We start from the raw sequence: 13,191 nt of genomic DNA, 5'->3' as shown, positions 1-13,191 counted from the left end.
AGTACTTTGCGACCTTATTCCCTATTTTACTAAAGTTTATGCTCCTCTACCTTTTGGAAACTGCTGGCGAGGTCGCTTCTCCATGTAAAAAGAATAGTCTGGTGGTCATTAGACATCTCTTCTATGATCTCCAGCATGACCGGGAGCCGCTGCTGGTCAAAATGTACGAACGCATCATCTAAAAGGAAGGGAAGTCGGACAGTTTCGGCCATTATTTTTCCTAAGCTTAAGCGTAAGGATACATATAACTGGTCCCTCGTTCCCCGGGAAAGCTCAAACACCTCATAAACCTTACCTTCACAGTCTTCTATCCTTAACGCTTCACGATCCTCAAGCAGGTGTACAGCTGGATATTTGCCGCTAGTCAAACGGGAAAAATACTTTCCTGCCTGCTCCAAAACTTGAGGTAAGTAGGTTTGTTTGTACTTTTCTTTTGTTTTGTGAACCACATGGCCGGCGAGCTGGTATTTAGCCCATTCGATAGCGAGGTCTTTGAGCTTCGACCGTTCCGCTTCGTAATAGTGAACCAGCTCAGAATATTGCCCGGAACTTTCTAAAGTCCTCAATTTGCTTTTTGCATCGGCCACCTGCTGCTGCAACTCCCTCTGCTCCTTCTCTTTATCCTGCATCTTTTCTTTGGTTGCATTCCATTGCACCTGTAACTTGGATTCATCGGGAGGATGCTGCCAGACAGCAAACTGCTTCTGCTCTTTTTCAGACAGAAGCCGGTGGGTCTGCTGAATAAGTGAATGGCGCCGAGCATTTTGTTCATTTAATGTTTCAGTCTGCTTTAGTCGAAGGTAAAATGCTTCTTCTGAGGGAACACCAGCTTGATTGAATAGATCCTGACGCTTTTCATAGTAGACATCAAGTCTAGCGTTGATTTCTTTCAGCTGTTGTTCTGTCTGGGAGATTTGTTCGTTTACGGATGACAGTTCTTTTTGAAGTTGCTGATGCTGGTTCGCCCAGCTTCTCAGGCCGCTCCAGATCACAAGTGGCTCTTTGGATTCCGATTCCCAATTCAGACGCTCATAAAACCTTTTCAAGTCATGAAGAACACGATGTATCCATTCCTCATGTTCCTTAATGGATTGTTCCAGCTTTTCAATTTCCGACCACTTCTGCTTAGCCTGCGTTAGCCAGTGGTATAATTTCTCCCAATGATCAATAGATAGAGATGTTAAAAATGGATAGAGGGTTTCTTGTTCCTGTATGCCAGCTTCAAGCCTTTTTTTCCGCTGATTCAGGTGTCTCTTTCTTTCTTCCAGGCGTATTTCCTCCTGGCTGACGTTTCGCTCCTGATCTTCCAGATGAGCACGTTCAGCTTTATCTTTTTCATACTCAGACAACTTTTGCTGAATTTCCGATACGGAATGGACAGGTGCGGAAGGATGCTCTTTTACTGGTACTACCTTCTGCAAAGATCGATGGCTCCAAAAAGCGCAAAAAGCCGTTATTCCACTCATAAGAGTAGCTATGAGACCAATTACCATAAGGGAGGAAAGCAGGGCGATCGTCCATCCGGCTGTAAACAAGATCATAGTAAATAGAATCCACATCAGCCGATATACTTTCAATAACTGTGCCGGTGTCTCATCATGAGAAGAAGCTCCAGTCTGACCGTGCATAGTCAACTGCTCTGTATAGCTTCTCACTTTGTCTTCATCCATCATCTTTTGTGCCAGGGATTCCTTACGTTTCTGAATGGAATGCTTATCCACTTTCAGCTCAGACTCCCGTTCATCCAGGCGTGCCTCTTCCTGATCAATCGTTTTCGCTTCCTGTTTTAAGCTGCTCCATGTTTCTTCTATATAAAAAGGAAAAGAATAATCATTCCACTCGTCATCTTGAATTGGAACATGCATCTGCTTACGATCGTATTCAATTTTCTCCTGAAGCTCAGCTTTCCTCTCTTTCCATTGCTCTATTTCATGAGAGGCACGCTCAAAGCCTGCTTGTTTTTCAAGAAGAGATTCCGCTTCCTTCCAATCCTCTTCTGAAACGAGCTGCTGCTTGATAGCTTGCTGCCTGGATAACCATTCCTCCTGCTTTGTCTTCGTTACCTGTTTTTCACTTTCCAATGGAAGAATGGCTTCTTTAACCTGCTGATAGCGCTCACGGCCTTCTTCCGGAAATGAATCATCCCCATCAGCCTCCTTCATTTCGGCTTTCAGTTGATGGAATTCAAGGACAAGCGGGAGTGCTTTAATCATTTGTTCTAAACTGTACTGCTCGCTTCTTCTATCTGAGATCTCTTCACTCGTTTCCTTCACTTGTTCGGTCCATTTTATCAAGTCTGATTTCAATTTCTGGTAAGAGCCTTCTTCTTTTTCTGCCATAGCCTGTTTCCGATATAGATCCTCAACAACTTGAAGCTGCTGATTAACTTCCGGCTTTCTGCCCTTTGGTTTAAAAAGATCTTGACTCATTTTATCCAGCCATTTTTCCGTCTGGTAAATCTGTTCCGAGCCAGTCAGCCCTATATTTAAAAGCACTTCCCCAATCTCACTGCCTCTTAATTGGTTCAGGTTTGTTAAATCTTCGGCATTAAAACTATAAATGGAATCGTAAACATCGCGGTTCATTCTGCCAAGCTGGTACTTAAGCCACTCTTCTCCTTCTTCCCTGCCGTCCTGCATATAGCAGACTACTTTGCCGTTCTCTTTTTCATGCAGCCGTTCAATCCCTACCTCTCCGTACTCGAGAGTAGATACGATCAGCTTTCCACCTACCGTCCCCCCGCTTTTAGGACGGTAAAATTCACGTTCCTTTGGCGGGAGGCCAAAGAGGATAAAGAGAATAAACTGATATAGCGTTGATTTGCCAGCTTCATTCTGGCCGGTTATGAGAGTAACCTGCTCGTTCTCAAGCTTTATGGAATGGTCCTTCCATTTTCCAAATCCGTAAATATGGATCTCTTTAATTTTCATGAATGCTCACCCTCTTTTGTTAACAGCTGATTCAGTGTGAGCGTTTTTGCTGCCTCAATGATTTCCTGCTTTTCTTCGACGGAAAGTGTCTCTAAGAATCTGGAAGCTTTCCGGTGGCGAAATAAAGGGGACAGGCAATTTTCTAACTCTCCATCTTCCAGCCCCTCGATCTCTCTAAGCAGCTCACCAGTAAAATGCTGACCTTTCCTAAGGTCTTCTTCATCCAGGAGAGGCTTATCTTCAATGCGGACGCGATCGATCCACACCCAATGATCTTCTTCTCCTTCATCTTCATTCAAGAGCTCTATCCAATCTTCAAGCAGTCCCTCAGACTGCCACTTCTTAAGTCGCCCATGCGTAGAAGTGAGGATAACTTCCAGCATGACGCCCCCATCATTTCGCTGTACCAATGATTTGGCTTCATCCAGGATCCTTTCAAGCTCCTGAGGCGTATCCAGATGCTCACCAGAAAGAGATATCGTTTCATACACGAAACTTTGCAAAGACAGGAATGTTTCTTTCCACTCTCCGTTATCATAATCAATCAGGTAACAGCCTTTTTCCCCCGATTCCTTCCTTGAACGACCTTGAATATTTCCTGGATAGACAATAGGCGGATCTTCCGATAAGAACTGACGCTTATGGATATGACCAAGAGCCCAATAATCCATCTGCTTCTCGTACAATTCTTCCAGACGGAACGGGGCATACACGTCATGTTCGGTATTTGTATCGAGACTTCCATGAAGCATGGCAATATGCAGAGGAGCCCCTCCTTTACGACTGTACTCATTCACCTTACGATCTGTGACCTTCTTCTCCACGTAACTGAAGCCATATAGATTGGCTAGTGCCTCTCCCTTTTTCTTATATGTAAAAGCTTCTACATCCTGGGAGGTGAATATATGTACATTTTCTGGAAAATCAATCGGGTAATGAGCCCCTTGTAAAAAATCATGGTTACCATAACTGACATACACCTGCACAGCATGATCGGCCAGTCGTTCAAAGCCTTTTCTCAAGTGTATTTGAGCTTTCAAGCTTCTCATTTCCTCATTGAACAAATCACCAACGATTAAAACGAAATCTACCTGATACCGGATAGCGGCATCAATAAGTCGGTCAAAAGCTTCGAAGGTGCTCATTCTTAAACGTTCCAACAGCGCTTTAGATACATGGCTTTTACTTTTAAACAAACTGTCCAGATGCAAATCTGCCGCATGAATAAATCGCAGCTTTTCTGGCATAGCCCCACCCCTTTTTTTCTTTTGTTTTCCTTTATTTTAACAAAGGTGTATTTCGAATGCACGTTCGCCTTTTTAAGATTCTGTTTCATTTAGGTGCCGCTTTTACAGTTAACCTGCCTATTTCGTAACATAAAGAGGGATATTTGTAATGTGAATCTTCTTTTCAAGCGTTCAACGCACCCTGCATAATGCTAGTAGCGGCCGTTCTATCCTGCCCAGAAGTGTATGGCTAGCGAAGGAAATAGAAAAACCGCGCTCCCAGTTTGGAAACGCGGATTGGTTCTATTTTTCCTTTTTAGAAAGCTGCAAAGCTGTTTTCAAATCCTTTAAGGATGAAGATTTCCCATACATCAGTACTCCGCCACGATAAATGCGCGCTCCCAGGAAGGCAAGCAGAGCAATGGAACCAATTAATATTCCGATCGAAAGCAGCACTTCCCATATCGGTATATCGAGCATCCCCACACGCAGGAACATAGTCAGGGGAGCAAAGAATGGAAAGTAGGAACTGATGGTAATAAAAGCAGCATCCGGCTGCGCAAGGCCATACATGGAAATAAGAAATGCAGCAATAACAAGCATCATCATAGGGGCTACGATTTGCTGGGCATCTTCAAGCCGGCTTACGAGCGAACCCAGTGTGGCTGCGAGCGTTGCATACAGCAAATAACCAAGCACAAAGAATACGAGGGCATATACAACAGTTAACGGATCTACATTCGTCAAACCAAATGATTCAAGCAATGACCCGCTTCCGGAGTTTTTACTTTGCTGAATCCCTAAATAACCCACCAGGATAAAAATCCCGTACTGTGTTAACCCAACCAGAGCAATGCCGATAATTTTGGCAAACATCTGACTTACAGGAGATACACTCGAAATCAGGATTTCCATAACCCGGCTTGATTTTTCAGTGGCCACTTCAGTTGAAATCATATTGCCATACATCATCACAGCAAAATACATAAAAAACAGCATAACGTAAACGAGACCTCGTGTCTGATTTAGCTCCTCCGCCGTTTTCGCACTTTCTTCAAGTGCGTTTAATTCAAAGGCAACAGGAGCAGAAATCTGTTGAAGGACTTCATCATTCACGTTCGCTCTTTCTGTAATAATTTGAACTTTAAGCTGCTGGAGAGCCTGCCTGATCGGTTCACTCGTTCCTGTATTGGCAACCTGGTTGGCATAATAATCAGCTTGAGGCAGACCATTCTCTGCTTCTTCAAGAACCGTAACGGATTGAAAATCTCCCGCTTCCACTCTCTCCTTTGCATCTTCCAGACTTCCGCTGTAGTCTTCAACAGCCACTTCCTGATTTGCCCCCATCTGCTGTTTAATGGATTCAATCCATTCTTCGTTCTCAGCAATCATGGCAACCGTTTTCTCTTCCTCATCACCACTAAAAGAATTAATAATTTGCTGTAAATTTGTTAGTCCAAAAATAATAAGCACTGTAATGATCGTGGTAATTAGAAATGATTTTGATTTCACCCTGTTTCTATAGGTGTGCCCCATCATAATGAAGAATTTATTCATAGGAAGCCCCCACCTTCTCAATAAAGATATCGTTCAATGTCGGCTCTTCCAGGTCAAACGTGCGGACAAAGCCTTTTCCTTGCAGTTCTCGAAAAACTTCCTGTGAAATGTTTTCAGATTCCACTTCCAGTTCACAACCGTCCTGCACAGGCTTATATTTGGTTACGCCGGGAATTTGCTCCAGGTAAGCAGTGTCGAAATCGGCATGTACCCGAATATTTTTCTTGCCAAAGGAACGCTTAATATCTTTCAAACGTCCACGAACCACCGGTGTTCCGTGATGAAGTATACATAGATACTCGCAGAGTTCTTCCACATGCTCCATCCGGTGAGAAGAAAAAACAATGGAGGTTCCCGCGTCTTTCAAGTCCACAACCGCTTTCTTCAACATTTCCACATTTACTGGATCAAGGCCTGAAAAAGGCTCATCCAATATGAGCAATTTAGGTTTATGTAACACAGCTGAGATAAATTGAATCTTTTGCTGATTCCCCTTGGACAGCTCTTCCACTTTTTTATTTTTATATTCAGGTACTTTAAATCGATCCAGCCAATAGTCCAGTTCTTTTACCGTCTCCGACTTGTTCATCCCTCTTAGTTTAGCTAAGTAAATAAGTTGTTCCTGTACTTTTAATTTCGGATACAGCCCTCTTTCCTCTGGTAAGTAACCAATCAAATGGCTTTGGTCATATCCGATCGATCCCTCGTTCCAGGAGATGGATCCTTTTGTTTGATCCATAAGCCCCAGAATCATACGAAAGGTCGTGGTTTTCCCTGCCCCATTAGCCCCTAAAAAGCCAAAAATCTGTTTTTCAGGAATCTCCAGCGATAAATCATCGACCGCTGTAAACGATCCGAATTTCTTGGTTACATTCTCTAGTCGTAAAGTCATCCTCTGCACCCCTTTCCTTCTAATTCTACTACGAAAAGGCTACTGTTTAGTTTCATTTAATTAAAAAATTTTCTAGAAGGCAGGAATTTCATTCATCAATCGCCAATGTAAAATAATGAACACTTATTCAGTTCAAGGAGGAAAAAGTTGTGAAGACGTATTTTTTAACCGTATTTAAAAGTGATGGTACGAACGTTCTGGATGAGACATTCCAGGCGGAGAATGATAATGAAGCAAAAACAATTGGGCGGGAAAGGTTAGCAGAGGAAGGGTACAGTGAACAGACTCATCGCTGTGTTGCACCTGAAGGGCACCTGGTACTGTTTCACCGATAACAAATTTCGCCCTACTGGCTTAAGCCTGTAATGACCTTAACGATCTCACGTAATAAAGCCGCGCTTATCTGCGCGGCTTTTTTTACTCTCCTTTAAAATGAGGCTGTCTTTTTTCTTTGAAAGCTTTTACACCCTCATGGTGATCATGAGTCTGCTTCATATCCCACTGGGCTTTTCGTTCCTTTGAAAGATAAAGCATTAATTGATCAAGTCCATACTGATGATAAATCTCCTTCGTCGCGATCATGGATTTTAACGGACGCCTGCTCCATTTTTTAGCGAGTTCATGAGCTTCTTCCTGCACGGATCCGTTCACCACGATATCCACCAGTTTGTGGTCATAGGCCTCTTTCGCTCTCATCTGTTCTCCTTTCCAGGCAAATTGCTTCGCCTGGTGAGTCCCTAGACGCTGCTGGAGCCAAAAGTGAGCCCCTCCGTCAGGAATAAGGCCAATGCCAATGAAATTCATTGAAATCGTAGCATCCGGCTCCGCTACTACGTAATCCGCTGCAAGTGCAATGCTTAATCCAAGTCCTACGGCAGGACCGTGAATAGCCGAAACCACGATTTTCGGCATGGTATAGATGGATGACACAATCGTTTCGATATGATTCATTACCTCGTCATATTGCTTTGCATCACTCACTGTGTCCATCATGCTAAGATCTCCGCCAGCGCAGAAGCCATCTCCTTTTCCGGAAAGGACGACTACCTGGCCTTCATATTCTTTCACCTGTTGAATCGCTTCAGCGAATTCTTTCAGCATTTCTGCATCCAGGGCATTATATTTTTCACCACGGGCTATCTTTAAATGGACGACATTGTCTATTTCTTCAATAAGGAAATGTTTCATTCTCAAACCCCTTTATAATAATTCTCTATATTCTATTTCTCCATTTGTAAGAATTTTCCCTGCACGAACCGACATAAAACTAGCGATAGAGACACAAGTTTTTTGGAGACCTCTATCTCCTGGTCTTATTGATGAACCACCAATAAAAAGAAAAAAAGCCACCCTCGAGGAGGATGGCTTTCCTTATTATTGCTGTGGCTCTTCCGGGTTTCCGTAAAGCTCTTCCAGCGGTTTAGTGATGATTTTACTAACATCATTGATAACCGTGTTCAAGCGCTGCTCTTCTTCCATCAGTTTAGAAATCTGAGGGTGCTGCTGAACAAGTTCAACAACTTTACGAGCTTCTTCTACTTCTTCTTCAGAAATCTCTTCGCCTTGCATTTGTTTCTGTTGAAGAGTTACTTGTGTCTGACGGAAATCTTCAAACATTTTTTTAGCAGCTTCATCGTTCATTACTGCTTCATAAGCTTCTTTCAAGCTTGTGAATTCCTCACTGTTTCTAATTGCTTTTTCAAGATCATACGCGTGATCATAGATATTAGACATAAATTAAAAGCCTCCTAAATGGTTTCCTTCTTTGACTCCTACCCCACTATAACAAACTGAAGATGTGATGTATAGGAATCCCTATTTATCCGAGAAATAAAACAATTAAACCCTGCAGCAATCCAATCAGACCGCCAAGCAATGCCCCTAGATAGGTAATCATTTTGAATTCCCGTCGGGAGATTCCAAGGACCATTTCCTCCAGCCGATCAACCTGGAAAGCTTCCACTTCTTCCTTCACAATTTCTGAAAGGTGCATGGATTCCATCATACTTTCTATCTTGCCGGATAATAGTACGCTCGCTTTCTTAACGAGAAGAGGCACGAATTCCTGAAGAATCTTATTCTGATAAGGTCTGGACCATTCCGCTACCGTTTTCTGAAGCCATTCTTCAAGCGGAAGTGCTTTCGCGACGGCTTGTCCTAATGTATGGCCAACAGCGTCTCGACCGATCTTATCCTCGTAAAATCCAACAGGCTGATTCATAGCCCGCTGAAGTTCAGACTGAAGCATGCCTCTCAGCCAATAAGTCATTTCTTTATCTGAAACGTACCGAATAATCGCAGGATAGATTCGTTCGGTAATGCCATCCGGACCCATAAAAGACGAAATCATATTTCCAAGAAACCCTTGGTTATCAAGATAATTATCAATTAGTGCAGTTACTTTATATCTGCCTTCCGGACTTTGAAAATACAAGGTAACCTGCTCTTGAATATGGTCAGCGAGCTGATCAGCCCCCACTTCAATTTTTTCTTTCCATTCGTGGGAGAGGAGATTTTCTAAGGTTTCATCCCGGTAGTTATCCATTACAGAATGATACCGGTTCTCCACCCAGCTGGAAATCGATTGCTCAAGATGGATCGTATTCATATCCAGGTCAAGTTCCTCCAGCATCTCTTTAAGAGTGGCAGGATGGTTAAGTATTTTCTCAATTTCTTCCTGAGCCCATTCCGTCATTTGGGTTTGAAAAGCTGGTCTTTCCAGTTTACGACGCAGACCTTCTGCGGTTAGTAAATGCTCGACCACCATTCGCCCCAGTTGTCTCGCGAGTTCTTTCTGTCTTTTTGGAATTAACCCGGGGGTGAAAGGCAGGCGGAAATTCTTTATATACAACGCACGATAGGGCCGAAAAAGCATCTTTATAGCAAGGGAATTGGTCAATCCTCCAATTAACGCACCGATTCCTATCATCATTAATACGAGCAATACAGGATTCATGGGTACAACCTCTCTTTATTTAATCTCACCCAAGTATAAGACATTTCAAGGGTTGTGCCAATTTTTATGTAAAAAAACCGCCGTTTTTCGTTTCCTTTCATTCTTTACGCTGCTAAATCCCTTTATTGCTCTTAAAGTAAAGCTCCCGTTTCTTGAAGACTTGATTTCGAGACTTTTGTGAGAATTTGGTCCTGCGGGGGACGATTTCGCTTTTCGCGGGCATGTGCTGAGCTTCCTCGGGCTTAACAGCCCTGTGGGATCTCACCGATCATGTTCATCCCGCAGAAGTCTTCATCGTCCCCCTCCGGACCTTGCGATATATGGAGCTCGAAATCTCTGCTCGAAACGCGCCGTTTTATGATGGAGATAAACTTCTAACAATAAGCGTGTACGTGTAGATCATTCCCGCTATAGAAGCATTTAAGGCGGATCAAGAACCCCTCTATCGTCTATAGAAGGGTCCGTTCACTCTTCCATCATAGGGTGGCGGAGGAAACGACGAGACTCCCGCGGGAGAAGGAGCTAGGCGAGACCCCACAAGGAGTGATAACGACTGAGGAGGCTTGCCAGTTCCCGCGCAGGAAAGCGAGTTGTTTCCGTAGCCAGCCCCTCTCTATATCAGCAACGGACCCAAGTTATCTCGAAGCTGAATCTTCCACAATCCGGCCTTTTTCTTAAATAAGCCTCTTATAAGAATCAAATAGTATTTAACAGAACTTAACTGTTGATGTGAATAGTTCCGCTTATAAGAAATATGAAAATCCAAAGGTCATCGTGTGAAACCTTCATGGTTCTATTCATTACGGGACAAACTATTACAGGGAGGTGAATAACGTGAAGAAAAGCGAAAACAATCGAGTTCCTGAAGGAAAAGATAAGTATGAACTGGATGTCGATCGCATGATCAACGAAGGAATGGCCGGAGGAACTGTGAAACCCGTGCATGGATATGAGCAACTTGGCGAAGTACACGAAATTCCTGAGCAGCCCAAAAGAGATCCAAAGCGTTAACGATCGCAAAGATGAAAAAAAAGCCGGTGATGCTTCGCACATCTCCGGCTTTGTGTTATCTGCTTTTTACAATCATTTGTACAGCTTCATTAATTAAATCCTCTGCAGATTCGCCTTCTTCATGGGCTTCCCGAATGCAGCCTTCCAGGTTCTTTGCTACAATATATCCGATTGCACGATCCATAGCTGAACGGGCAGCTGACAATTGAGTTATGACATCCTTACAATCTTTATCTTCATCCATCATTTTCAATACGCCTCTAACTTGTCCTTCAATCCGTTTCAAACGGTTTTTTGTTTCCTGACCATATAAGTTACTGTCTTTCACTTGTTCCATAGAGAAACGACTCCCTTCTGTACCTATAAATAGGATCTATACCATAAACCCAGTTGCGGCGTGGTGATTTTAAGTTTATTGTCCAATGTACTACTATAATAGTAAAGAATCTATAAAAAAGGAAGATATTCATGCCCATTATTGCCGAGCTTAAAACGATCTACCCTTCATTAATTATATCAGATCCTGAAGAAACCGACCATTCCGACGCCTATGCTTGGTATTTGACCCCTTCGATGGACACCATCGGTATTCTGAAAGAGGAAACGGAGGCACGAGATACTGAACTGCTTTCCGTTTTTCTCACTCCAGCACCAGTGGGTCTTCCGACAGAAACGGAACGGGAGACGGCCTGGAATGACTTCTTAAAAGGGAGTCAGGATCAACTGCCGATTCAGTGGCCAATTCAATACCGATTTGTGTTCTTTTCAATAGCGAATCTTCCTGAAGATAAAGAATCCTTTCAAGAAGCGTTCCAATCTCTTTTTCCGAGAAGAATGCCAATTATATGGGAAACAAACGGAGAAGGATTTATTATTGAAGAAATTCATGAAAAGAACCAGGAGCCATTATCCTTCCAGGGCATTGTCGATGTACTGATGAGCGATTTTTATACCAATATTCAGTTCTATATCAGCGAATTCTCAGACGATATACCTTCCTCTCCATCCATCTATAAGTGGGCGGACTACTGTCATACGATTGCCATGAAATACCGAATTGGTGTAGCTGTCACCTACAAGGAAGTCATGCCTTATCTATTTATTGAAGCTATTCCTGAGCACCAATGGGAACATATTCATCGTTCTATCTTCCAGGATATTAAAAAGGATAAAGACCTGCTTCAGACTATTAAAGTGTTTCTTCAATCCGGCTCAAATGCGACCCTGGCAGCTAAAACCCTTTACATGCACCGCAACAGCCTTCAATACCGGGTAGATAAATTTATTGAGAAAACCGGTATAGATGTAAAACAGTTTGAAGGCGCCATGATTACGTATCTTGCCTTGCTCACTCTGGATCAATAACAAAGTGCACAAAGATGAATGACGAATCTTTGTGCACTTTGTCCATTTACCCATTTTTCAGAATTCGCTACACTGTAAACAGTAAAGAAAGCGATTTCAAAAATTACATTGGAGTGAGACATAATGGCAGAACTAAAACTGAACAATATTGAAAAAGTTTATGATAAGAATGTAAAAGCGGTTGAAGACTTTAATTTAGATATTAACGATAAAGAATTCGTAGTATTCGTAGGACCATCCGGGTGCGGTAAATCTACAACGCTAAGAATGATTGCAGGACTTGAAGAAATAACCGGCGGCGACTTTCTAATTGATGATAAACGTATGAATGATGTTGCTCCTAAAGACAGGGACATCGCAATGGTTTTCCAGAACTATGCCCTTTATCCGCACATGAACGTTTATGACAACATGGCTTTCGGATTGAAGCTTCGTAAAATGGACAAAAAAGAAATTGAGCAGCGCGTAAACAATGCAGCCAACATTCTTGGCCTGGAAGCTTTACTTGATCGTAAACCGAAAGCGCTATCAGGTGGTCAGCGTCAACGTGTCGCGCTCGGACGTGCCATTGTTCGTGACGCCAAAGTATTCCTGATGGACGAACCGCTTTCTAACCTGGATGCTAAACTTCGTGTACAGATGCGTGCAGAAATTCAAAAGCTTCACCAGCGTCTCCAAACTACAACGATCTATGTAACACACGACCAGACAGAAGCCATGACGATGGCCACTCGACTGGTCGTTATGAAAGACGGCCTCATTCAGCAAGTCGGTAAGCCAAAAGATGTTTATGACAAACCTGAGAATGTTTTCGTAGGCGGATTTATCGGTTCACCAGCCATGAACTTCCTGCAAGGTACATTAGAAGAAGGGCAAATTGATCTTGGCACCGTTAAGATTACGGTTCCAGAAGGAAAAATGAAAACCCTTCGTGATCAGAACTATATAGGTAAAGAACTGATTCTTGGTGTTCGTCCGGAAGACATGCACGATGAGCCGGTTTTCATTGATGCTAACCAGGACAAGAAGATTACAGCCCATATCGAAGTCGCTGAAATGATGGGTTCTGAATCTTACCTTTACTCTCGTCTTAATGATCAGGAATTTATCGCTCGTGTAGACTCCCGTACGGATATTAACGGCGGTGAAGACATCGAACTTGCTATTGATATGAACAAAGTTCACTTCTTCGATAAAGATTCTGAATTACGTATCCGCTAATAGCTATAATAGAGAAAGCGCAGCTCTCAAGCT

The 13,191-nt window shown here is 42.9% G+C and carries 12 protein-coding genes; 4 read left to right on the top strand and 8 right to left on the bottom strand.

All coding sequences use genetic code 11. The features are described 5' to 3' along the window. Nucleotides 1-29: 29 nt before the first annotated feature. From HBHAL_RS06010 to HBHAL_RS05995, 4 genes are all read right to left on the bottom strand, one after another. Complete coding sequence (locus HBHAL_RS06010) at nt 30-2,930, bottom strand: ATP-binding protein (RefSeq protein WP_014642454.1); 2,901 nt, start codon at nt 2,928-2,930, stop codon at nt 30-32. Further along, the gene (locus HBHAL_RS06005; RefSeq protein ID WP_014642453.1) at nt 2,927-4,177 is read right to left on the bottom strand and encodes a metallophosphoesterase family protein; all 1,251 of its coding nucleotides are present in this window, start codon (nt 4,175-4,177) and stop codon (nt 2,927-2,929) included. The genes HBHAL_RS06010 and HBHAL_RS06005 overlap by 4 nt, the downstream gene beginning before the upstream one ends. A gap of 282 nt (nt 4,178-4,459) precedes the next feature. Beyond that, nucleotides 4,460-5,713: an ABC transporter permease gene (locus tag HBHAL_RS06000; protein WP_014642452.1), complete on the bottom strand. Its 1,254-nt coding sequence runs from the start codon at nt 5,711-5,713 to the stop codon at nt 4,460-4,462. Further along, the gene (locus tag HBHAL_RS05995; RefSeq protein WP_014642451.1) at nt 5,706-6,605 is read right to left on the bottom strand and encodes an ABC transporter ATP-binding protein; all 900 of its coding nucleotides are present in this window, start codon (nt 6,603-6,605) and stop codon (nt 5,706-5,708) included. The genes HBHAL_RS06000 and HBHAL_RS05995 overlap by 8 nt, the downstream gene beginning before the upstream one ends. 149 nt (nt 6,606-6,754) lie before the next feature. Here HBHAL_RS05995 and HBHAL_RS05990 point away from each other — a divergent pair, with 149 nt between their 5' ends. Next, complete coding sequence (locus HBHAL_RS05990; protein ID WP_014642450.1) at nt 6,755-6,940, top strand: YhzD family protein; 186 nt, start codon at nt 6,755-6,757, stop codon at nt 6,938-6,940. An 82-nt stretch (nt 6,941-7,022) separates the two neighbouring features. Here HBHAL_RS05990 and HBHAL_RS05985 read toward each other — a convergent pair whose 3' ends face one another. The 3 genes from HBHAL_RS05985 to HBHAL_RS05975 all read right to left on the bottom strand — a co-directional run bounded on the left by HBHAL_RS05985 (nt 7,023) and on the right by HBHAL_RS05975 (nt 9,561). Then, nucleotides 7,023-7,793 carry an enoyl-CoA hydratase gene (locus HBHAL_RS05985; RefSeq protein ID WP_014642449.1) on the bottom strand — a complete coding sequence of 257 codons (771 nt, stop codon included), beginning with the start codon at nt 7,791-7,793 and terminating at the stop codon, nt 7,023-7,025. Nucleotides 7,794-7,979: 186 nt separating this feature from the next. Then, complete coding sequence (locus HBHAL_RS05980; RefSeq protein ID WP_014642448.1) at nt 7,980-8,339, bottom strand: YlbF family regulator; 360 nt, start codon at nt 8,337-8,339, stop codon at nt 7,980-7,982. Between the two features lie 85 nt (nt 8,340-8,424). Then, nucleotides 8,425-9,561 carry a DUF445 domain-containing protein gene (locus tag HBHAL_RS05975; RefSeq protein ID WP_014642447.1) on the bottom strand — a complete coding sequence of 379 codons (1,137 nt, stop codon included), beginning with the start codon at nt 9,559-9,561 and terminating at the stop codon, nt 8,425-8,427. Between the two features lie 834 nt (nt 9,562-10,395). Here HBHAL_RS05975 and HBHAL_RS21705 point away from each other — a divergent pair. Beyond that, entirely contained in the window at nt 10,396-10,572 is a 177-nt protein-coding gene (locus HBHAL_RS21705; RefSeq protein WP_173380430.1) for a hypothetical protein, read from the top strand. A 55-nt stretch (nt 10,573-10,627) separates the two neighbouring features. On the opposite strand, the gene HBHAL_RS05970 is transcribed toward HBHAL_RS21705, so the two are convergent. After that, nucleotides 10,628-10,909 carry a metal-sensitive transcriptional regulator gene (locus HBHAL_RS05970; protein WP_041601223.1) on the bottom strand — a complete coding sequence of 94 codons (282 nt, stop codon included), beginning with the start codon at nt 10,907-10,909 and terminating at the stop codon, nt 10,628-10,630. Between the two features lie 131 nt (nt 10,910-11,040). Between HBHAL_RS05970 and HBHAL_RS05965 the strand changes: the two genes are divergently transcribed. Continuing rightward, a complete protein-coding gene (locus HBHAL_RS05965) occupies nt 11,041-11,937 on the top strand; it encodes a PucR family transcriptional regulator (protein ID WP_014642444.1) in 897 nt (298 codons plus the stop codon). 123 nt (nt 11,938-12,060) lie between these two features. Continuing rightward, a complete protein-coding gene (locus HBHAL_RS05960) occupies nt 12,061-13,158 on the top strand; it encodes an ABC transporter ATP-binding protein (protein ID WP_014642443.1) in 1,098 nt (365 codons plus the stop codon). Nucleotides 13,159-13,191 lie beyond the last annotated feature (33 nt).

This window comes from Halobacillus halophilus DSM 2266, from assembly GCF_000284515.1.
In the GTDB taxonomy this organism is placed as follows: domain Bacteria; phylum Bacillota; class Bacilli; order Bacillales; family Halobacillaceae; genus Halobacillus; species Halobacillus halophilus.
The sequence above is the reverse complement of the archived record's forward strand: the minus strand, read 5'-3'. Positions and strand labels throughout refer to the sequence as shown.